Origin of the sequence: Flavobacterium sp. DSR3-2 (assembly GCF_049896525.1) — a bacterium.
GTDB lineage: Bacteria > Bacteroidota > Bacteroidia > Flavobacteriales > Flavobacteriaceae > Flavobacterium.
Map to the genome: position 1 here is coordinate 321162 of NZ_JAFCUM010000002.1, position 20868 is coordinate 342029.

The following is a 20868-nucleotide window of genomic DNA, read 5'->3' on the forward strand; positions in this document are numbered from 1 at the left end:
ATCGGGACGGTTTTTTATTTAGAGGAAAATGCTACTACATCATTCCTGGCATACCACCACCCATTGGGTTTCCGCCACCATTATCTTCTTTGATATCAATCAAAGCACATTCAGTAGTCAATATCATTCCGGCAACCGAAGCTGCGTTTTCTAATGCTACACGCGTTACTTTTTTAGGATCAATAATTCCTGCTTTAAGCATGTCAACATATTCATCCGTTTTGGCGTTGTATCCAAAATCACCCGAACCTTCAGCAACTTTTGCAACAACAACTGAACCTTCAAGTCCTGCATTTTCAACAATAGTTCTTAATGGAGATTCTACTGCACGAGATACAATTTGAATTCCGGTTGCTTCATCAGCATTGTCAGCTTTAATAGCGCTAAGTGCGTTTTTAGCTCTCAATAAAGCAACACCACCACCAGCAACAATTCCTTCTTCAACAGCAGCACGAGTTGCGTGAAGTGCATCGTCAACTCTGTCTTTTTTCTCTTTCATTTCTACTTCAGAAGCAGCACCAACATAAAGTACAGCAACTCCGCCAGCTAATTTAGCCAAACGTTCTTGCAACTTTTCTTTGTCATAATCAGAAGTTGTAGCTTCCATTTGACCTTTAATCTGGTTTACACGATTTTTGATCATATCAGCTTCACCAGCTCCGCTTACAATCGTTGTATTGTCTTTGTCGATAGTCACTTTTTTAGCAGTTCCTAACATCTCGATAGTTGTATTCTCTAAAGTGTATCCTCTTTCTTCTGAAATTACAGTTCCTCCAGTTAAGATAGCGATATCTTCCAACATTGCTTTTCTTCTGTCTCCAAAACCAGGCGCTTTTACAGCAGCGATTTTCAGAGCTCCACGTAATTTATTTACCACCAATGTAGATAATGCTTCACCATCAACATCTTCAGCAATAATCAATAATGGTTTTCCAGATTGAGCAACTGGCTCCAAAACTGGTAATAATTCTTTTAAAGAAGATACTTTTTTGTCATACAAAAGGATGTAAGGATTTTCCAATTCTACCTCCATTTTTTCTGAATTAGTCACAAAATAAGGAGAAAGATATCCTCTGTCAAATTGCATCCCTTCCACAACATCAACATACGTATCTGTTCCTTTGGCTTCTTCGACCGTGATTACACCTTCTTTTCCAACTTTTGCGAAAGCAGTAGCGATTAATTCACCAATTACTTCGTCGTTATTGGCTGAAATTGAAGCAATTTGTTTTATTTTTTCAGAATCACTTCCTACTACTTTTGCTTGTTTTGCTAAGTCAGCTACAATAGCTTCAACCGCTTTATCAATACCACGTTTCAAATCCATAGGATTTGCTCCCGCAGCAACGTTTTTCAAACCTTCTTTTACAATTGCTTGTGCCAAAACTGTTGCAGTTGTAGTTCCGTCTCCAGCTAAATCATTAGTTTTAGACGCTACTTCTTTCACCATTTGAGCGCCCATGTTTTCCAATGGATCTTTCAATTCAATTTCTTTTGCAACAGTAACACCATCTTTAGTAACAGTTGGTCCACCAAAAGCTTTTCCAATAATTACGTTACGACCTTTTGGTCCCAGCGTTACTTTTACTGCATTTGCTAATGCATCAACACCACGTTTTAATCCGTCACGTGCTTCAATATCAAATTTTATATCTTTTGCCATTTTTGTTGTCATTGCGAGGTACGAAGCTATCGCATCCTCATTATTAATTTAATTTGTTTTAAGTTTGCTTCACTAGCTCCAGCAAAGCTATCGAGTTAAATTGTCTCGACACTGAATTTTTCAGATTGAATACTATTTAGATAATTGCTAAAATATCGTCTTCACGCATAATCAAATAATCTTTTCCTTCCAGTTTTAATTCAGTACCAGCGTATTTTCCGTAAAGGACAGAATCACCAACTATTACAGTCATGGTGTGGTCTTTTGTTCCGTTTCCAACAGCAACAACAGTTCCTTTTTGTGGTTTTTCTTTGGCTGTATCTGGAATAAAAATCCCTGAAGCAGTTTTGGTTTCAGCAGCAACGGGCTCGATAAGAACTCTGTCTGAAAGTGGTTTGATGTTTAAAGCCATAATTTTATATTTTATATTATTTATTTTAACTGCTGTAAAGATTTCAGAAATTATGCCATCCTAGTAACACTGACATAATTTCTTATAAAAAATGCCAGCTTTGACAGGCTGGCATTTAGAATACGTTGTAATGATTTATTTCGCTGGATTTGTTGCAGCAGGTGTATTTTGTGCAGGAGCAACTGGCGTGTTTGTTGTTGGTACGGAACTTCCTGTGTTTTCAATGATTTTCGAATCTGTATCACTTAATGTTCCTGTAAAGCTCAAGCTTGAAAGTAATATAAGTGCAATAAGTATAGTTGCTAATGTCCAAGTGCTTTTGTCTAAAAAATCGGTGGTTTTTTGTACTCCACCTAACATTTGAGCACCACCTATTGTAGAGGATAATCCGCCACCTTTAGGGTTTTGAACCATGATAACTACGATTAATAGAAAACAAACGATAGTTATTAAAACTAAAAAAATTGAAAATGTGCTCATTGTTTAATTATTATTATGTTGTAAAATCTTAATATCCGATATGCGGTCTGCAAAGAAACTACTTTTTTCTGGATATTTCAAAATTAATATTTCATAAGCTTGAATCGCTTTTTGATATTTTTTTTGTTCCAAATAAACACGGGCTAAAGTCTCTGTCATCAACGAAGAATTGTCCACTGCATTTAGGTCGAAATTGACGGTGGAAGGCACACCATGTTTTACTGGAGAAATCTTCGGACTCTTTTCAATAAATTTGTCGATAAGTTCTGTTTTTTTCCTTTTGTCGGCATCTGTAAGTGGAGCAGGTTTATTAGTTGGTTGCTCACTTTCTCTTTTGATAGGTTCCGTGCGCGAAAGCTGAAGCCATTCTTGGAAGGAATGTTGTTCTTTTTTGGAGAAATCCAACGGCGTACCAATGGCTAACTTTTCTTCAACTGTTGTTAAATGATCCTTCTTCGCGATTGGAGAAGCTTCCTTTATTGAAGTCAGGATAGATTGTTCTAACGTGGTTATTTTAAGTTCTGGTTTTTCTTCAGCAATAAGAATCTCGCTATCTATTACTTCGAGGTCTAGAATTTCGAGTGCTTTTCTATCATACAGACTTTTATGAATTGACGTAAACGTATCCGATGTGATGAAATCAAATAAAACCAATCTGTCCGTTGAATAGGCTGCCGTTATTTTTAAAGCAGCATTATATTTAAAACTATTTTGATTGTAAAGTCCTTTTAATTGAATCGCTCTGGCACTTTGAAAATAAGGAAACTGTTCCAATACTTTTTCTAAAGCTTCCGTTTGCTTTTCATTGACAGCATCGGGTTTGTTAATCAAATAAGTATAATCGGTTACGTTCATTTTTAATGTTAAATAATTAAACTTTAATTTACCATTTAGCTAATGACTCATTAAAGATATCTTGTGTTATTCTTTCAAAAATATCTTTCAAAGCTGAGTTTAATGTAGCTCCTGTTAATTGTTGTTCTGCGGGATAATCATAGAAAAATGTGAATGGTTTTTCAAAATCATCTGCTTCTTTTTTCTTATTGGTAAAACGAACATTCACTCGAATCGTCAGACGGTTTTGAGCAGCTCGCTGATCCGCGGTTGCTGTCATTGGACTGATTCTATAATCTACAATTTCTCCTTCATACGTCAAATCAGCACCGTTTTTGACCAAGTTCAAATTGGTTTGGTTCAAAATCAAATCTTGAAGTTCTAATGTAAAGGTGCGGTCAATTCCGGGTTCAATTAGTTCCGCATTATTCTGAAAAAAGCCCACTTGAAATGTTTCGGCATCAATTTTACCGGTTCCTGTAAAGTTATAAACCGAGCAACTGTTGATACTCACTATTATTATCGAAAGAAGAATAAGTTTTATTTGTTTCATTTTCTATTTTAAAAATTGCTTCGCCAATGTGCTAAAACTCGTGTCAAATATATTCATTTTCAATCAAAGCATATACGTCCTTGTGTCTTTGTTAAAAAAACTACAAATCAAATTGCTTAATTTTTCTGTATAATGTTCTTTCAGAAATGCCCAATTCATCCGCGGCAGCTTTTCGTTTTCCTTTGTTTTTTTCTAATGATTTTATAATCATTTCGATTTCTTTTTGTTCTAAACGCAAGGTTTCTTCTTCCTCGACAGTTTCTGCAAAAAGATAATTGTCGTCCTGTTCCTGATATAAATCCTCATTGTTTTGAGCCGCTATTAATGATGCTCTCGGTTCTTCTTCAAAATCTATTTCACTATCGCTTTCTTTTGAACCGTATATTTTTTTAATTAAATTTTGATTCGTCTCTTGTACTTTTGAACCTCCATTTTGAATCAGTTCCAGCGTTAATTTTTTCAAATCATTCAAATCACTTTTCATATCAAAAAGCACTTTGTACAAAATTTCCCTTTCGGTACTAAAATCACTTTCGCTTTTTTTGTCTTTAATTACAGAAGGTAAATTGCTTCCCTGCGCGGGCAAATAAGATTGTAATGTCACGGCAGATATATCTCTGTTGGTTTCCAAAACGGAGATTTGTTCCGCTACATTCCGCAATTGTCGGATGTTTCCGCTCCAACGAAATTTTTGCAGTAACTGAATCGCATTTTCGTCAAGTTTTAAAGGAGGCATTTTATATTTATGCGCAAAATCCGCAACGAATTTCCTAAACAATAAATGAATGTCATCTTTTCGGTCTCTCAAAGGCGGCAAAGTAATGTCCACCGTACTCAAACGATAATATAAATCTTCACGGAATTTACCTTTTTCGATAGCATCAAATAAATTAACATTTGTTGCAGCAACGATACGCACATCAGTTTTCTGCACTTGTGAAGAACCTACTTTTATAAATTCTCCATTTTCAAGAACACGCAACAAACGCACTTGAGTGGTTAACGGTAATTCACCAACTTCATCCAGAAAAATAGTTCCACCGTCAGCGACTTCAAAATAGCCTTCACGGGTTCCGGTTGCGCCGGTAAAAGCACCTTTTTCATGACCGAAGAGTTCACTGTCAATCGTTCCTTCTGGAATCGCACCACAGTTTACGGCAATATATTTTCCGTGCTTCCTATGCGAAAGCGAATGAATAATTCTGGGAATATTCTCTTTTCCAACTCCGCTTTCTCCCGCTACTAATACCGTAATGTCAGTAGGAGCTACCTGAATGGCTTTTTCTATCGCACGATTAAGTTTCGGATCATTTCCGATAATCTCAAATCGTTGTTTTATCGCTTGAACTGATTCCATATTTTATTTTTTTTGCCACAGATTAAAAAGATTCTCACAGATTTACTTAATTTTATTTACAAAACATATCTTTTATATTGTAAAGATTTATTTTGAAAATTAACTAATAATCCAACTTCTGAATCTGCTAATTTCAAATAATTTAAAATTTGTGCAATATGTTCATTGCAAAATTCTTTCACAGCTTTTATTTCTAATACAATATCTTCACATACAATAAAATCGGCGTTAAATTTACTACGCAAAATCTCACCTTTATAATTAATCGAAAATTCTTTTTCTCTTTCATAAGAAATATCGTTTAGCTTGAATTCTATTTCTAAAGCATCTTTGTAAACAATTTCTAATAATCCTGGGCCAAGAATTCTATGTACTTCCATACAAATTCCTATAATTTTATACGTTTCTTGCTCTCTGTATCCTTCTATCACAACGTTTTAATTTTTTGTAGCAGATTATAAAGAGTAAAGAATTAAAAAGAAATCTGTGAAAATCTTTTTAATCTGTGGCTAATTTTTTAATTCATCTCACTCAAACCAACTGCTTCTCCTTTCAAAGTTCCGCTGGTGCAAGAAGTAATTCTCACATTTACAAAATTTCCAATTTTATAATCTTCTTTTGGAAAAACTACGGTAATACTTTGTGAATTCCTTCCAGAAAACTCTTCTGTTGATTTTTTTGAAACTTTTTCTACCAAAACCTCTACAGTTTGACCAATGAATTCTTCACTGCGGAGCCAGGCGTGTTTTTGTTGTAAATCGACAATTTCCTGTAATCTTCTGGCTTTAGTTTCGTCGGTAACATCATCTTCCATTTTTCTTCCTGCCAAAGTTCCCGGACGTTCTGAATACGAATACATATAACCAAAATTATATTTCACATACTCCATCAAACTCAAAGTGTCTTGATGATCGTCTTCGGTTTCTGTTGGGAAACCTGAAATCATATCCTGTGAAATTGAACCATTCGGAATAATAGTTCTGATTTTGTCAATCAAAGTCATGTATTCTTCACGCGTGTGCAATCGGTTCATTTCTTTTAGGATTCTATTACTTCCTGACTGAACCGGTAAATGAATGTGTTTGCAAATATTTTGGTGTTTTGCAATCACGTGCAAAATACTTTCGTGCATATCTTGTGGATTTGAAGTCGAAAATCGGATTCTCATTTTTGGGAAACCAACCGCTACCATTTCTAGTAATTGATCAAAATCAACTGCAGTAACTCTTTGCATTTCGGTTGCATTTTCAAAATCTTTTTTCAATCCGCCGCCGTACCATAAATAACTATCTACATTTTGTCCCAAAAGTGTAATTTCCTTAAAACCCTTGTCCCACAAATCTTGAATTTCCTTCATAATGCTCTGCGGTTCACGGCTGCGTTCGCGTCCGCGAGTGAAAGGTACCACGCAAAACGTACACATATTATCGCAACCACGGGTGATAGAAACTAAAGCCGTAATTCCGTTACTCATCAATCGAACAGGAGAAATATCACCATAAGTTTCGTCTTTCGACAAAATCACGTTAATCGCATCGCGTCCTTCTTCCACTTCTTGCAAAAGGTTCGGTAAATCTTTATAGGCATCAGGACCCACAACTAGGTCTACAATTTTTTCTTCTTCAAGGAATTGACTTTTTAAACGCTCGGCCATGCAGCCTAAAACGCCTACTTTCATTTTTGGATTGATGCGTTTCACCGCATTGTATTTTTCCAAGCGTTTGCGAATAGTTTGTTCCGCTTTGTCCCGAATCGAACAAGTATTTACCAAAACTAAATCGGCCTCTTCCAGAATTTGCGTTGTATTGTATCCGTTTCCGGATAATATAGAAGCTACAATTTCGCTGTCTGAAAAATTCATTGCGCAACCGTAACTCTCAATAAAAAGTTTCTTTGTGTTCTCGGGTTTATTTTCTAAAACAAGACTTTCTCCTTGTTTGCTTTCTTCAATAATCTTTTCCATCCTATATTTTCAAAGTGCAAAGATAAGGGAATTCAAATAAATATGACAAGATGTCAGATTAAGAATTAACAATGTTTTGTGTTTTTTATTTGGGGTTAAAAAAAAGTTCTTTTATTTTTAAAAGAACTTTTTCGTTAACAAACAATATGCTTTTGTATTTGTTATCAAAACAACACTACACCCAATTGAATTCGGGCAATTTTAAGCGTTGGATTCCACATTGCTATTGCAGAAACGGGAACATTAGAATGTAGAATCTGAATGTTTTTGTAAATCCGGATTCCAGTATTTACGATATCAAAATTACTGTTTGGGTCATTTGTTTACAAATGGGAGGTACCATTTAAGGCAAATCTGGCTCCTAAATAAGCCTCTTAAATGATTTTTTGATTTTTCAACAGTGGATAGCCTAATTCTACATAGGTTGAATACCTATTTTTATAATCGAGGTTGTCCAGCAATTCAAGGTCATTGCCATAAATCAGAAAATCAGCTTCTATACGCAAAGGAAATTGGTAGGATGTTCTTAAATCAAGAATGTGCGTGGTTGACTTTCGATCATAATTAAAAACAGCTGAATTTTCAATATTTGTAGCATTGAATAGGTCCCACAAAGCAATTGAAAAACCATTATTTTGGTATTGAATGTAGTAATTAATTTCTTTGTACCCCTGTCAAACTCCTTTCCGCCCCAAACATCAACGGTAAGATTTTGTTTTTTATCTAAAGCATAATGAATGTTAACCATGGCAGTCGTGCTTGCATTGATGACTAGTCCCCTCCATAGGTGGCTCGTTTTTAATACTACATCAAAATTTATTAGGTTTGGTTTTTTGCTTTTTGTAGCTGTTGGAATACTGTCAGAAATACTTATTTCTCGGGCGTATCTAGCCAGCGCTATAATAGAAATTATAGTGGGGAAAAATAATTTTCGCATGATTATACTTGTAAATAAAAAGGTTAGAGCAGCACCACATAAAGGGCTGCGGCCAAACAGGATCCTATTATTGGACCAATAAGAGGGACCCAGGAATAGCTCCAATCGCTACTTCCTTTTATTGGTAAAATAGCGTGCATGATTCGAGGGCCCAAATCTCTTGCAGGATTTATAGCGAATCCTGTTGTACCTCCCAATGACAATCCAATAGCCCAAACTAAAATAGCTACTGGTAGAGCACCAACAGTCCCAAGTCCAATTGTAGCACTAGTATCAGAACTCATTACAAGCTCTGGACCTGCGATATAAAATATTACAAAAATCAAGACAAAAGTAGCGATGATTTCACTCATCAAATTGGAAGAGTAATTCCGAATCGCGGGTACTGTGCAAAAGCAGGAAAGTTTATCGCTTTCGCCCTCTGTAGCAGAAAAATGATCTCTATGAGAAAGCCATACCAAAAGCGCACCTAACATAGCTCCAATCATTTGAGCCAGTATGTAAGAAGCAACTTGAGACCATGCAAATTTCCCTATGAGCGCCAGACCTAAAGTGATAATTGGATTTAAATGTGCGCCACTAATCGGGCCTGCGACGGCAACGCCTACAAAAACGGCAAAGCCCCATCCTGTACTAATGACAATCCAACCGGAATTATTTCCTTTGGTTCCTTTAAGAACGACATTCGCAACGACACCGTTACCTAATAAAATCATAAGCATTGTCCCTAAAATTTCTGCTGTAAATGGAGTCATAATTTTTGGTTTTAGTGATTAATCTTCTATCCAGTTTCCAGCTCGGCCTATCGCTTTATCCCAGTTTTTAAGCAATTCAGTGACAGTCTCGCTGGGCATTTCGGGTAAAAATTCACGGTCTGTTGTCCATTGTTTTTGTAATTCATCTACGCTGTCCCAATATCCAATAGCTAAACCGGCTAAATAAGCGGCTCCCAAGGCTGTTGTTTCTAATGTCTTCGGACGTATCACTTTAAAATCAAAAATATCCGATTGAAATTGCATCAATAAATTATTGGCAACCGCTCCGCCATCTACTCTTAATTTTGTTCCCTTTTTTTCGAAATCAGCTTCCATGGCTTTTACTAAATCGTAAACTTGATTGGCTATTCCTTCGAGAGTTGCTTTCGCAATGTGTGCGTTTGTGGTTCCTCGAGTTATCCCAATTATGGCTCCTCGAGCATATTGGTCTTAGTAAGGAGCTCCCAAACCTGTTAGTGCGGGAACAAAATAGACACCCCCCGTTGTCCGGAACACTGGCTGCTAATTCTTCAATTTCATGGGCAGCGTCAGTCATTATAGCACCATCTCTCAGCCATTGTACGGCCGCACCACCAACAAAAACAATACCTTCTAAGGCATAGGTTGTTTTTCCGTTAATTTTCCAGGCTATCGTTGTTAATAAATTGTTTTTAGAATAAACGGGCTTTTCGCCAGTATTCATCAACATAAAACAACCGGTTCCATGCGTGTTTTTTACCATTCCAGGTTCGATCCATAGTTGACCAAAAAGGGCTGCTTGCTGCTCTCCGGCAACTCCGGCTATAGGAATTTTTGTAGAAAATAGCGTGGTTGAGGTCACTCCATACACCTCGCTACTTTGTTTTATTTCGGGCAATATCGATTGCGGGATATCGAATAAATTTAATAGTTCCTGGTCCCATTCAAGAGTATGAATGTTTAACATCATGGTACGACTTGCATTAGAAACATCAGTCATAAACATTTTACCTCGGGTCAGTTTCCAAATAAGCCAAGTGTCGACCGTTCCAAAACATAATTTTCCTTGTTCTGCTTTTTCACGTGCTCCTTCCACATTGTCCAAAATCCATTTTAATTTTGTGGCAGAAAAATAGGCGTCTAAAACCAATCCTGTTTTTTCTTTAATTATATCTCCGTGGCCTTGAGCTTTCAATGTGTCGCAATATTTTGCAGTTCTTCTATCTTGCCAAGCGATGGCATTATAAATTGGTTTACTAGTTTCTCTATCCCAAACAATTGTGGTTTCTCTTTGATTGGTGATGAAAATGGCGGCGATTTCTTTTCCTGAGATTCCCACTTTAGCAATAACTTCGGCGGTTACGCTCATTTGTGAGGACCAAATTTCGTTTGGATCGTGTTCTACCCATCCTGGTTTAGGGGAAATTTGTTCAAAGGATTTTTGCAAAACGTTGACAATTTCTCCATCGTCGTTAAAGACAATTGCCCTTGATGAAGTAGTCCCTTGGTCAAGGGCAAGAATTAATTTATTTTTCATTTTTGGCGTTTTTAGGTTAATAGATTATTTTACATAAAATTCGGTCAAAAGAAAACCGTTGGCTAGAGCTCTAAATTCATCCGTTTGAGTTTCAGCCCAAGTGTTATCATATTCTAATTCTGTCGCTAATAATTGGGCAACTTTTTTAGAAGAATCAATGGCTGCTCGGGCGTCTAAAACCAAAAGACGTACGCGTCTGGCTAATACGTCCTCTATGGTTCTGGCCATTTCGAAACGAATAGCCCATGCTACTTCAGCCATTGTGTACTCATAATTGGGATGTAGCTTTTCTTTTAAAAAAGGCTCGTATTCCTGTAATTTCAATATTTTTGGAATGTCAGTTCCATAAATGTATAAATGATTTTCGCGGTCAGTTTCTGAGGTTGCTATATTTCCATGAATGGCAATATGTTCCGTTTTACATCCGTTTTTAGGTAGATTATGGACTTTGATCGCTTTGACAACAACGTCCTCAGCAATTTTTCGGTTCGTTGTCCATTTTCCTCCAGTGATTGTGATTAATCCAGTATCCGAAACAATTATTTTATGGCTTCTGGAAACTTCTTTGGTCCGTTGTCCTTTTTTTTCTGGCACTGCCAATGGTCTTAATCCTGCAAAGACAGATAAAACATCCGCTCTGGTTGGTTTCTTCTCTAAAAATCTTTGGGCAGTTTCTAAAACGAAATCAATTTCTTGTTCCAAGGCAATTGGTTCCAGACTTGATTTTTTCACCAAAGTATCGGTGGTTCCTACCACAATTTTATTATGCCACGGTACCGCAAATAAAACGCGCCCTTCACTTGTTTTTGGAATCATTAAAGTGTTTTGACTTGGTAAGAAAGATTTGTCAAAAACCAGGTGAATTCCTTGGCTTTAAACAAAATATTTTTTGTATTCCAAATCGTTCATCTTCATGATTGAATTCGTAAAAACCCCAGTAGCGGTAATAACCGCAGTTCCGGTCAGTTTATATTTAATACCGGTTTCTTTATCTTCAAATGCTACTTTTGTAACTTGATTTATATCATCTTTTAATAAATTAATCACTTTCGAATAGTTCAAAAGCGTGGCTCCTTTTTCAAAGGCTGTTTGTGCAATGTTGATCGCCAAACGCGAATCATCAAACTGGCCGTCTTGATATACAACGCCGCTAACCAATCCTTTTTGTGTAATGGTTGGAAGCAATTCCATTGTTTTTTTTCTTGAAATAGATCTAGAGGCGACTAAACTTAATCTTCCGGCTAACATATCGTAGATGGTTAATCCTACGGCGTAGAAATATTCACCCCACCAATTGTACTTTGGAATCACAAAGGATTGGTTTTTTACCAAGTGACTGGCGTTTTGAGCAATTACACCTCTTTCTTTTAGGGCTTCACGTACCAAAGCAATATCTCCTTGTTCTAAATACCGAACCCCGCCATGAACTAACTTTGTGCTTCGACTGGAGGTTCCTTTTGCAAAATCAATTGATTCTAACAACATGGTTTTAAAACCTCTGCTAGCTGCGTCTAACGCTATTCCTAATCCGTTAGCGCCGCCGCCAATTATGATTGCATCCCAATTTTTGGTGTTCGTAAGTTGGGCTATTTGTTCCGATCTTTTCATTTTATTGTTTTTATTTCGCAACACAATATTTCGTTTTACAAAAATAACGAAATAATTCGAAACAAAGTGAAGCTGTTCAAAGTAAATAGTTTTTTTTTATTTCTAAAAGAATACCTATCTTTATTTGAATTTTAAACAGTAATATGGCTATAATTAATATCAGACAGGGACTAATAATTCAAGAATTAAATCAAAAGGGGTATGTCAATGTAGTGGAACTTTGTGAAACTCACAAGGTTTCATCCGTAACCATACGAAAGGACTTGAGTTTTTTAGAAAACAAAAATCTGTTGCATCGTACTCATGGAGGTGCAAGTAAACAACCCATTTATGCGTTCGAAAGAAATGTAAGTGATAAAGAATTGCTTCAGGTAGAACAAAAAATGCTTATTGCAAAAGCGGCTTTAAATTATATTAGCAACAATGATTATATTATTATGGGCTCCGGGACTACTATACATAATTTATCCAAAATGATGGGAGAGTTTCAAAAATTGACCGTGCTAACTCCTTCGCTAAAAGTTTCTTTAGAACTTTGCAAACATTCAGAAATTGACACCATTCAATTGGGTGGAGATATTAGAAAAGCATCAACTTCAGTTGTGGGTGCTATTGCAGAAGGAATTTTAAGTCAATTTTCCTGTAATAAATTATTTATAGGCACGGATGGGCTTCATTTAGAGTTTGGGTTGAGTACTTCAAATGCGATGGAGGCCCATTTAAATCAAGCGATGATTGATGTTGCCGAAAAAGTTATCGTGTTGGCAGATTCGACTAAAATGAATGTCAGAGGATTTGGGAAGATTTGCAATTTAGAAAAAATTGATGTTTTGATTACGGACTCTGGTATCGACATCGAAACTAAAACGAAACTGGAAGATCTGGGTTTAAATGTTGTCGTGGTATAAGAAGAACGAATTTGAAGGAGGATTTATTTAATTTAAGTATTTAATTAGAAGGATGCTTTAATAAATATTGCGTCAAAACCTTTTTATTTTGGATCAAATAAAATTGTTTAATTTGTTTTTAAATCAAAGAATTCAAATCATTCAGAACCTGTAATTCATCGAGAAAATTTACTTTTCAAATTTAAAAAACTCAAAATTTAAAAAAATCATATACTTTTGCCGACATAAACAATCGGAATATGGCAAAGAATTTAGTTATAGTGGAATCACCTGCAAAGGCAAAAACAATCGAGAAATTTCTAGGAAGTGATTTCCAAGTGGAGTCAAGTTACGGGCATATTGCCGACTTGCCATCTAAAGAAATTGGTGTAGATGTAGAAAATGGTTTCAAACCTAAATATGAAGTTTCAGCCGATAAAAAAGCATTGGTCACCAAATTAAAAGGGTTGGCAAAAAAAGCTGAAATGGTTTGGTTAGCGAGTGATGAGGATCGTGAGGGTGAGGCTATTTCTTGGCATTTAGCCGAAGAATTAAAATTAGACAAAACCAAAACTAAGCGAATTGTTTTTCACGAAATTACTAAAACAGCGATTTTAAAAGCGATTGATAATCCAAGAGAAATCGATTATAATTTAGTCAATGCACAACAAGCACGTCGTGTTTTGGACCGATTAGTTGGTTATGAATTGTCACCAGTACTTTGGAGAAAAATAAAAGGAGGACTTTCTGCGGGTCGTGTACAATCAGTATCCGTTCGTTTGGTTGTAGAGCGTGAAAGAGAAATTCAAAACTTTAATGCAACTGCATCGTATTCTGTTGTAGCTGAATTCACTAACGAATCCGGAAAAACATTTAAAGCCAAACTTCCTAAAAATTTTAGTACTAAAAAAGAAGCCGAAGATTTTTTAAATAAAAATATAGGTTCTACATATAAGGTAGCCGATTTAGAAACGAAGCCTACCAAAAAATCACCGACTGGTCCATTTACAACGTCAACTTTGCAACAAGAAGCCGCACGTAAATTGTATTTGCCTGTTGGAATTACCATGCAACTCGCACAACGGTTGTACGAAGCCGGACTTATTACGTACATGAGAACGGATAGTGTGAACTTATCCAAAGATGCGATGGAAGCTGCTCAGGCTGAAATTATCAAATCCTATGGGAAAGAGTTTTCTAAACCTCGAACTTTTGTCAATAAAAGCAAAGGAGCACAGGAAGCGCATGAGGCGATTCGTCCTACGGACATGTCGCGTCATACGGTAGATATCGACAGAGATCAAGCGCGTTTGTATGATTTGATTTGGAAGAGAACGTTGGCTTCTCAAATGAGTGATGCACAATTAGAACGTACTAACGTGAAAATTGAAGCGAACAATCACGGTGAAATTTTTACTGCATCAGGTGAAGTATTGCTTTTTGAAGGTTTCTTAAAAGTATACTTGGAAGGTCATGATGACGATGAAGAAGAGCAGGAAGGCATGTTGCCGGCGATGAAAGTCAATGAAAAATTAGGAAACAATTACATTACAGCGACAGAAAGATATTCTCGTGCAGCTGCAAGATATACGGAGGCTTCTTTGGTAAAAAAATTAGAAGAACTTGGGATTGGTCGTCCTTCTACTTACGCACCGACGATTTCTACGATTATCAACAGAAATTATGTGGAGAAAGGAAATCTTGACGGACAGGAACGTAATTATACGCAGCTGACATTGCAATCCGGGAAACTAGGAGAGAAGTTGCTAAAAGAAAATACAGGTTCTGATAAAGGAAAATTAGTGCCTACAGATATTGGAACGATTGTTACTGATTTCTTGGTAAAGAATTTCGGAAACATTTTAGATTATAATTTCACTGCAAAAGTGGAACAGGATTTCGATGAAATTGCCGAAGGAAATATTGAATGGACAAAAATGATGCAGGAGTTTTACGATACATTTCACCCAACAGTGAAAGATGTAGAGGCGAATGCTGAAAGAGAAAGCGGTGAACGAATTCTGGGAACAGATCCAAAAACCGGTAAGCCAGTTTCGGTGCGTTTAGGGAAATTTGGACCAATGGCTCAAATTGGAGCTGCAGATGATGAAGAGAAAAAATTCGCCAGTTTAATGACGGATCAAAATATTGGAAATATCACTTTAGAGGAAACGTTGAATTTGTTTTTGTTGCCAAAAAATTTGGGTGAATATAAAGGAGAAGAAGTTGAGGTAAGTAATGGACGTTATGGTCCTTATATTCGTCATGGTGCGGCTTTCGTTTCTTTGCCAAAAGGCGAAAATCCATTAGACGTAGACTTTGAAAGAGCCCAAGAATTAATTGATGAAAAAGCTCTGGCTGATGCGCCAATAGCAGTTTACAAAGGCGAAGGCGTTCAAAAAGGAACGGGTCGTTTTGGTCCTTTTATCAAATGGGACGGCTTATTTATCAATGTGAGTAAGAAATACAATTTTGATAATCTGTCTCAATCGGATATTGAAGCATTGATTGAGGATAAATTGCAAAAGAATATTGATAAAGTTTTGCACAACTGGGAGGACGAAGGGATTCTAGTCGAAAAAGCCCGTTGGGGACGCTCGGTTATTACCAAAGGGAAAATCAAAATCGAATTAAGCAAAGATGTTGATGCTACTAAATTGACATTGGCAGAAGTTCAGGAAATGATTGCCAAGAAAACGCCGGCCAAAAAAGTAGCCGCTAAAAAAGCACCTGCAAAAAAAGCAGTAGCAAAGAAACCAGCAGTTAAGAAACCCGTAGCAAAAAAGTAAAGAATGGAATTTGATTTTCTGAAACCCGTAGACGATGAAATCCTAGAGTTTATAAACGGATTGACTTCGCAGCAACTGGGAAGTAAAATAGTTTTGCATACCAATGAACAATTCCCTGATTTAAACAAAATTAAAATTGCTGTAATAGGCGTTTTAGAAAATCGAGGAGATAAAAAAGCGGTGTCGGATGTTGATTTAATGCCGCTCAGAAAAGAGTTGTATGGTTTGTTTCTCGGTAATTGGGATGCTTCTATCGCAGATTTGGGCGATATTCTCGCTGGAAATTCAGCTGCGGACACTTATTTTGCAGTGAAAAAAGTTGTCGCAGGATTAATCAAGAAAAAAATAATACCAATTGTAATCGGTGGTTCTCAAGATATAACTTATGCGCTTTATAGAGCCTATGATGATTTGGAGCAAATGGTAAATTTAGTTTCTATCGACAGCAAATTTGATTTTGGTAAAGATGAAGAGGAACTTTCTGCTGCTTCTTATTTGACAAAAATAATTGTGGACGAACCCAATAATCTTTTTAACTATTGTAACATAGGCTATCAGACTTATTTTAATTCGCAGGAAGAAATAGATTTGATAGAAAAATTATTTTTTGACAGCTATAGGTTGGGAGAAGTTTTTAATAACATTGCTATTTCAGAGCCAGTTTTCAGAGATGCTGATATAGTTAGTATCGATCTGACTTCTGTTAAATCGTCTGATTCCGGAAATTTTATTTCGTTTCAACCAAATGGTTTTAATGGAAAAGAGATTTGTTCTTTGTCTAGATACGCTGGAATAAGTGATAAAGTATCGTCATTTGGGATATTCAATCACAATAATTCGAAACAAGAATCGGTACTGATTGCACAGGTAATTTGGTATTTTATTGAAGGTTTTCATTATCGTTCCAATGAGTATCCTTTCGGAAGTAAAGAAAACTATTTAAAATACATTGTTCCATTGGAGGAAGAGGAACTTGTTTTCTATAAAAGTGACAAAACGGATCGTTGGTGGATAGAAATTCCATTTATTTCAAATGTTAATAATAAATTAAAAAGAAACACGTTATTACCATGTTCTTATGACGAATATTTAATGGCATGCAATCAAGAATTACCTGAAAGGTGGTGGAAAGCACAGCGTAAAAATATTGTATAAACATTTGAAGTAGGTTTACAATTCAATGTTTAAAAAAGGTTTGAAAATTAATGTGTTTTATAATAGGTTTATCTTTATGAAATACACAAAAAATTCGATTTAGATGTATTTAATCGGTTATTTTGGTATTTTGTCGATAAAATATTTTTTTTGTATTTTATTTAACATTATTTTTGAGCTTGAATTAATTTTACAATAAAAATATTGTTTTATAAATAAATAATAAATAGGTTTACACACTTTAAAATAATGAATAGATAACAAAATTTATATGAAGAAGTTCATTGCATATACGTCAATTTTGGCCCTTTTGATCGGCTGTGGTAAATCAAGCGATAAAGGAGAATTAGTTGGTATTAATGGAGGCAAATGGCATCCTGAAAAACCGTATGGAATGGCATTAATTCCTGGTGGTTCTTTTATCATGGGTAAATCAGATGCTGATTTAGCTAATGTGGAAGATGCTCCTACAAAAACAGTAACCGTTCGTTCCTTTTATATGGATGAAACAGAAATTACAAATAGTGAATACCGTCAGTTTGTAGAGTGGGTAAAAGATTCTACTATGAGAGTTCGGTTAGCAATTATGGCAGACATGAGCGGACAAACAGCTGATCCAACAGCTGCTAAAGGTAAAAATAGCGGAAGTATTGGTGATTTTGCTTTTAATGATTCTGATCCGGATAAAATGACGGCGTATGACAAATACATGTATGATAATTATTATAGTGTAGGAACTGCTGATGATCCATACGCGGGAAGAAAACTGAACAAAAAAGTAAAATTAATCAAAGATACTAAGTTGTATCCGGATGCGGAATATGCTGAAGTGATGGACTCAATGTACTTGCCAATAGAGGAGTCCTACAATGGGTTAAGAACTATTGATGTTAATAAATTGAAATTCCGTTATTCTTGGATGGATATTCAGGCTGCTGCCAAAGCAAAAGTAGGAAGAAGAAAAGATTTCATCAAAACGGAAGAAGTTAACGTTTATCCAGACACGACTGTATGGATAAAAGATTTTGCTTATTCGTACAACGAACCAATGCATAATGACTATTTCTGGCATAAGGCCTACGGAGATTATCCTGTAGTAGGTGTAAAATGGACTCAAGCGAAAGCATTTTGTGCTTGGAGAACATTGAATAAAAATAGCTACGTAAAATCTAAAAAGAAAGGACAAGATTTGATTAATTCTTTCCGATTACCAACTGAAGCGGAATGGGAATACTCTGCCAGAGGTGGTCTTGAGTCAGCAACATATCCTTGGGGTGGACCATATACCAAAAATGACCGAGGTTGTTTTTTAGCTAATTTTAAGCCAAACAGGGGAGACTATGCCGCTGATGAAGCTTTGTATACAGTGGAGGCAAAATCGTATGAGCCTAATGGCTACAACCTTTATAATATGGCAGGAAATGTATCTGAATGGACTGATTCTTCGTATGATCCTAATGCCTATGAATACGTTTCCTCAATGAATCCAAATGTTCAGGATGGCTCAAATAAACGAAAAGTGCTTCGCGGCGGTTCATGGAAAGATGTTGCTTATTTCCTACAGGTAAGCACAAGAGACTATGAATATGCAGATTCCGCAAGAAGTTACGTTGGTTTTAGAACTGTTCAGGATTACATGGGAGTTCAAACCACCGGAATCGGGAAAAAGAAATAATTAAAAAAAGAAACCAAATCTATTAAATTTTTAAAAACACTATTATGGCATTATTAAGCAAAAAAGCAATGAATTTCGCATACGGTATGGGAGCGGCGGTTGTAATCATTGGAGCATTATTCAAAATTACCCATATTGAATTTGGATTCTTAACGGGTAACTTAATGCTTACCATAGGTCTTGTGGTTGAAGCACTAATTTTTGCGCTTTCAGCATTCGAACCAGTTGATAATGATTTGGATTGGACTTTGGTTTATCCAGAATTAGCTAATGGTCAAGCTAAACCAGCCACCAAAAAAGTGGAGGCAACTTCTGATGCACAAGGATTATTGTCTCAAAAATTAGATGTTATGTTAAAAGATGCTAAAATCGATGGGGAGTTAATGGCAAGCTTAGGAAATAGTATTAAAAATTTCGAATCAGCTGCAAAAGGAATTGCACCTACTGTAGATTCTATTGCGTCTACAAAAAAATACAGTGAAGAATTAAGTTTAGCTGCCGCACAAATGGAATCATTGAACAGTTTGTATAAAATACAATTGCAAAGTGCTTCCAGAAATGCTCAAATAAATGAGGAAGTTGCTGAAAATAACTTAAAATTAAAAGATCAAATGCTGTCATTGACTTCTAACCTATCGTCTTTAAACAACGTATATGGTGGAATGCTTTCTGCAATGAATAATAAAGGATAATTAGTTTCGAACTATAAAAAAACAATAAACTAATTATTAGAAAATATGGCAGGAGGAAAACTAACCCCTAGGCAGAAGATGATTAACCTAATGTACTTGGTTTTTATCGCAATGTTAGCATTAAATATGTCCAAAGAAGTATTGTCAGCTTTTGGATTGATGAATGAAAAATTTGAAGGTTCAAACACTTCAGCTGAGCAGTCAAACGCTCAGATGTTAGCCGGTTTAGATGCAAAAGCTGCCGAAGCTGGTGGAGAATTTGCGATGGCGGCTACAACAGCTCACAAAGTAGAAGTTATTACAAAAAACTTTTACGATTATATTGCAAAAATAAAGTCGGAAGTTTTAGTAGGGACAGAAGTTGATCCTGAAACCGGTAAATTACCTTACGAGGCAATGGATAAAGGGGATAACATCGACAATTTATGGTTTAGCCCTGCGGGTTATTCGGCTAAAGGAAAAGAAGTGGTTGCTACGATTGAAAAGTACAAATCAGACATGAAGTTGGCTTTAGGTGATAATAAAAAATTAGCGACGATCTTATATGAAGTGCAAACTAAGTTTAGTTTAGCAGATGTTAAGAATAAAGACGGGATAGCGATTCCTTATTTAGATTATCATTTTAAAGGCTTTCCAGCTGTTGCTTCTTTAGCAAAATTATCTGCATGGCAAAATGATGTTAAAAAAGCAGAATCAGATGTTTATAGTACTGCATTAGGTAAGGCAGCTGTTGCTGCTGCTTCATACAGTAACTACCAAGCTATTGTGGTTTTAGATAAAAATGCATATTTTCAAGGAGAACAAGTTACTGGTAAAGTAGTCTTGGGTCGTTATGATGAGAATACAAAACCTACAAATGTTACTGGTGCTAGATTAGATCCATCTACCGGTCAAGCTAAGATTGCTTTGACTGCGGGCGGTGTAGGAGAGCAAAACATCAACGGTCAATTTACTTTTGTTGAAGACGGTAAAACTATTCCTTTGAAATTCTCAGGAAAATATGTTGTTGTACCAAGACCTAATTCTGCTACAATTTCTGCAGATAAGATGAATGTAGTTTATAGAGGTGTATCTAATCCTATGACAATATCATTTGCAGGTATCCCTGATAATGCTGTTAATGCTTCGGCTTCAGGTTTATCAAAGGTGGGTAATGGTAAATACGTGATGAATCCTGGTGGTGGTAATGAAGTTGTTGTAAGCGTTTCAGGAAAAATGTCTGATGGAAAAGTTGCTAATGATAAAAAAGTTTTTAGAATCAAAGGTATTCCTGGTCCTACTGGAACTATTAGAGGAGAAATGGGCGTGGTAAAAGGGCCTAAATCAAATCTAGAAATAGCAACAATCGGAGCCAAATTAGTTGATTTTGATTTTGAAGTAGGTTTGAATGTTGTCGGATTTAATTTAAAAGTTACTGGTCAACCTACTGTGGTTGTTTCTGGAAACAGATTGAACGCGCAATGTAAAGCAGTTCTTTCAAAAGCAGGACGAGGTGATCAGGTTACTATCTCTGAAATAAAAACAAAACTTGTAGGTGCAGGAAGCTATTTATTGCCAAGAACTGCTCCAGTAATTTTTGAAATACAATAATA

General features: G+C 36.0%; 16 protein-coding genes and 2 pseudogenes. 6 read left to right on the forward strand and 12 right to left on the reverse strand.

The window, feature by feature from the left end:
• Positions 1 to 34: 34 nt before the first annotated feature.
• The 12 genes and pseudogenes from groL to ACP7AV_RS05010 form a co-directional block, all read right to left on the reverse strand.
• Positions 35 to 1663 carry a chaperonin GroEL gene (groL, locus tag ACP7AV_RS04955; RefSeq protein ID WP_091202549.1) on the reverse strand — a complete coding sequence of 543 codons (1629 nt, stop codon included), beginning with the start codon at positions 1661 to 1663 and terminating at the stop codon, positions 35 to 37.
• Positions 1664 to 1799: 136 nt separating this feature from the next.
• Complete coding sequence (locus ACP7AV_RS04960) at positions 1800 to 2075, reverse strand: co-chaperone GroES (RefSeq protein WP_426064157.1); 276 nt, start codon at positions 2073 to 2075, stop codon at positions 1800 to 1802.
• A gap of 135 nt (positions 2076 to 2210) precedes the next feature.
• Positions 2211 to 2555: a preprotein translocase subunit SecG gene (secG, locus tag ACP7AV_RS04965; protein ID WP_426064156.1), complete on the reverse strand. Its 345-nt coding sequence runs from the start codon at positions 2553 to 2555 to the stop codon at positions 2211 to 2213.
• A 3-nt stretch (positions 2556 to 2558) separates the two neighbouring features.
• Positions 2559 to 3410, reverse strand: a complete 852-nt coding sequence (locus ACP7AV_RS04970; RefSeq protein WP_426091001.1) for a tetratricopeptide repeat protein — start codon at positions 3408 to 3410, stop codon at positions 2559 to 2561.
• Positions 3411 to 3438: 28 nt separating this feature from the next.
• A complete protein-coding gene (locus ACP7AV_RS04975) occupies positions 3439 to 3942 on the reverse strand; it encodes an LptE family protein (RefSeq protein ID WP_091202539.1) in 504 nt (167 codons plus the stop codon).
• Positions 3943 to 4042: 100 nt separating this feature from the next.
• Positions 4043 to 5299, reverse strand: coding sequence for a sigma-54 interaction domain-containing protein (locus tag ACP7AV_RS04980; RefSeq protein WP_426091002.1), 1257 nt, complete (start codon positions 5297 to 5299; stop codon positions 4043 to 4045).
• Positions 5300 to 5355: 56 nt separating this feature from the next.
• Entirely contained in the window at positions 5356 to 5730 is a 375-nt protein-coding gene (locus tag ACP7AV_RS04985) for a GxxExxY protein (protein WP_426091003.1), read from the reverse strand.
• 86 nt (positions 5731 to 5816) lie between these two features.
• Positions 5817 to 7262 carry a tRNA (N6-isopentenyl adenosine(37)-C2)-methylthiotransferase MiaB gene (miaB, locus tag ACP7AV_RS04990; RefSeq protein WP_426091004.1) on the reverse strand — a complete coding sequence of 482 codons (1446 nt, stop codon included), beginning with the start codon at positions 7260 to 7262 and terminating at the stop codon, positions 5817 to 5819.
• Positions 7263 to 7788: 526 nt separating this feature from the next.
• The gene (locus ACP7AV_RS04995) at positions 7789 to 8199 is read right to left on the reverse strand and encodes a hypothetical protein (protein WP_426091005.1); all 411 of its coding nucleotides are present in this window, start codon (positions 8197 to 8199) and stop codon (positions 7789 to 7791) included.
• A gap of 23 nt (positions 8200 to 8222) precedes the next feature.
• A complete protein-coding gene (locus ACP7AV_RS05000; RefSeq protein WP_426091006.1) occupies positions 8223 to 8954 on the reverse strand; it encodes an MIP/aquaporin family protein in 732 nt (243 codons plus the stop codon).
• An 18-nt stretch (positions 8955 to 8972) separates the two neighbouring features.
• Positions 8973 to 10470, reverse strand: a pseudogene (glpK, locus tag ACP7AV_RS05005) (glycerol kinase GlpK).
• A 24-nt stretch (positions 10471 to 10494) separates the two neighbouring features.
• Positions 10495 to 12078 (reverse strand): annotated as a pseudogene (locus ACP7AV_RS05010) (FAD-dependent oxidoreductase).
• A 143-nt stretch (positions 12079 to 12221) separates the two neighbouring features.
• On the opposite strand from ACP7AV_RS05010, the gene ACP7AV_RS05015 reads away from it, so the two are divergent.
• The 6 genes from ACP7AV_RS05015 (at position 12222) to gldM (ending at position 20866) form a co-directional block, all read left to right on the forward strand.
• Positions 12222 to 12986, forward strand: a complete 765-nt coding sequence (locus tag ACP7AV_RS05015) for a DeoR/GlpR family DNA-binding transcription regulator (RefSeq protein WP_426091007.1) — start codon at positions 12222 to 12224, stop codon at positions 12984 to 12986.
• Between the two features lie 239 nt (positions 12987 to 13225).
• Positions 13226 to 15754: a type I DNA topoisomerase gene (gene topA / locus ACP7AV_RS05020; RefSeq protein WP_426091008.1), complete on the forward strand. Its 2529-nt coding sequence runs from the start codon at positions 13226 to 13228 to the stop codon at positions 15752 to 15754.
• Positions 15755 to 15757: 3 nt separating this feature from the next.
• Positions 15758 to 16909 (forward strand): formimidoylglutamase, encoded by a 1152-nt coding sequence (locus ACP7AV_RS05025; RefSeq protein WP_426091009.1) that lies wholly within the window; start codon positions 15758 to 15760, stop codon positions 16907 to 16909.
• A gap of 271 nt (positions 16910 to 17180) precedes the next feature.
• Positions 17181 to 18584 (forward strand): gliding motility lipoprotein GldK, encoded by a 1404-nt coding sequence (gene gldK, locus ACP7AV_RS05030; protein ID WP_426064145.1) that lies wholly within the window; start codon positions 17181 to 17183, stop codon positions 18582 to 18584.
• 44 nt (positions 18585 to 18628) lie between these two features.
• Complete coding sequence (gldL, locus tag ACP7AV_RS05035; RefSeq protein ID WP_426064144.1) at positions 18629 to 19276, forward strand: gliding motility protein GldL; 648 nt, start codon at positions 18629 to 18631, stop codon at positions 19274 to 19276.
• Between the two features lie 45 nt (positions 19277 to 19321).
• Positions 19322 to 20866 carry a gliding motility protein GldM gene (gldM, locus tag ACP7AV_RS05040; RefSeq protein ID WP_426091010.1) on the forward strand — a complete coding sequence of 515 codons (1545 nt, stop codon included), beginning with the start codon at positions 19322 to 19324 and terminating at the stop codon, positions 20864 to 20866.
• Positions 20867 to 20868 lie beyond the last annotated feature (2 nt).

What these genes read in the sequence shown, in the direction of transcription:
- groL (WP_091202549.1), bottom strand. Translation starts at nt 1,663, where the DNA reads ATGGCAAAAGATATAAAATTTGATATTGAAGCACGTGACGGATTAAAA.
- ACP7AV_RS04960 (WP_426064157.1), bottom strand. Translation starts at nt 2,075, where the DNA reads ATGGCTTTAAACATCAAACCACTTTCAGACAGAGTTCTTATCGAGCCC.
- secG (WP_426064156.1), bottom strand. Translation starts at nt 2,555, where the DNA reads ATGAGCACATTTTCAATTTTTTTAGTTTTAATAACTATCGTTTGTTTT.
- ACP7AV_RS04970 (WP_426091001.1), bottom strand. Translation starts at nt 3,410, where the DNA reads ATGAACGTAACCGATTATACTTATTTGATTAACAAACCCGATGCTGTC.
- ACP7AV_RS04975 (WP_091202539.1), bottom strand. Translation starts at nt 3,942, where the DNA reads ATGAAACAAATAAAACTTATTCTTCTTTCGATAATAATAGTGAGTATC.
- ACP7AV_RS04980 (WP_426091002.1), bottom strand. Translation starts at nt 5,299, where the DNA reads ATGGAATCAGTTCAAGCGATAAAACAACGATTTGAGATTATCGGAAAT.
- miaB (WP_426091004.1), bottom strand. Translation starts at nt 7,262, where the DNA reads ATGGAAAAGATTATTGAAGAAAGCAAACAAGGAGAAAGTCTTGTTTTA.
- ACP7AV_RS04995 (WP_426091005.1), bottom strand. Translation starts at nt 8,199, where the DNA reads ATGCGAAAATTATTTTTCCCCACTATAATTTCTATTATAGCGCTGGCT.
- ACP7AV_RS05000 (WP_426091006.1), bottom strand. Translation starts at nt 8,954, where the DNA reads ATGACTCCATTTACAGCAGAAATTTTAGGGACAATGCTTATGATTTTA.
- ACP7AV_RS05015 (WP_426091007.1), top strand. Translation starts at nt 12,222, where the DNA reads ATGGCTATAATTAATATCAGACAGGGACTAATAATTCAAGAATTAAAT.
- topA (WP_426091008.1), top strand. Translation starts at nt 13,226, where the DNA reads ATGGCAAAGAATTTAGTTATAGTGGAATCACCTGCAAAGGCAAAAACA.
- ACP7AV_RS05025 (WP_426091009.1), top strand. Translation starts at nt 15,758, where the DNA reads ATGGAATTTGATTTTCTGAAACCCGTAGACGATGAAATCCTAGAGTTT.
- gldK (WP_426064145.1), top strand. Translation starts at nt 17,181, where the DNA reads ATGAAGAAGTTCATTGCATATACGTCAATTTTGGCCCTTTTGATCGGC.
- gldL (WP_426064144.1), top strand. Translation starts at nt 18,629, where the DNA reads ATGGCATTATTAAGCAAAAAAGCAATGAATTTCGCATACGGTATGGGA.
- gldM (WP_426091010.1), top strand. Translation starts at nt 19,322, where the DNA reads ATGGCAGGAGGAAAACTAACCCCTAGGCAGAAGATGATTAACCTAATG.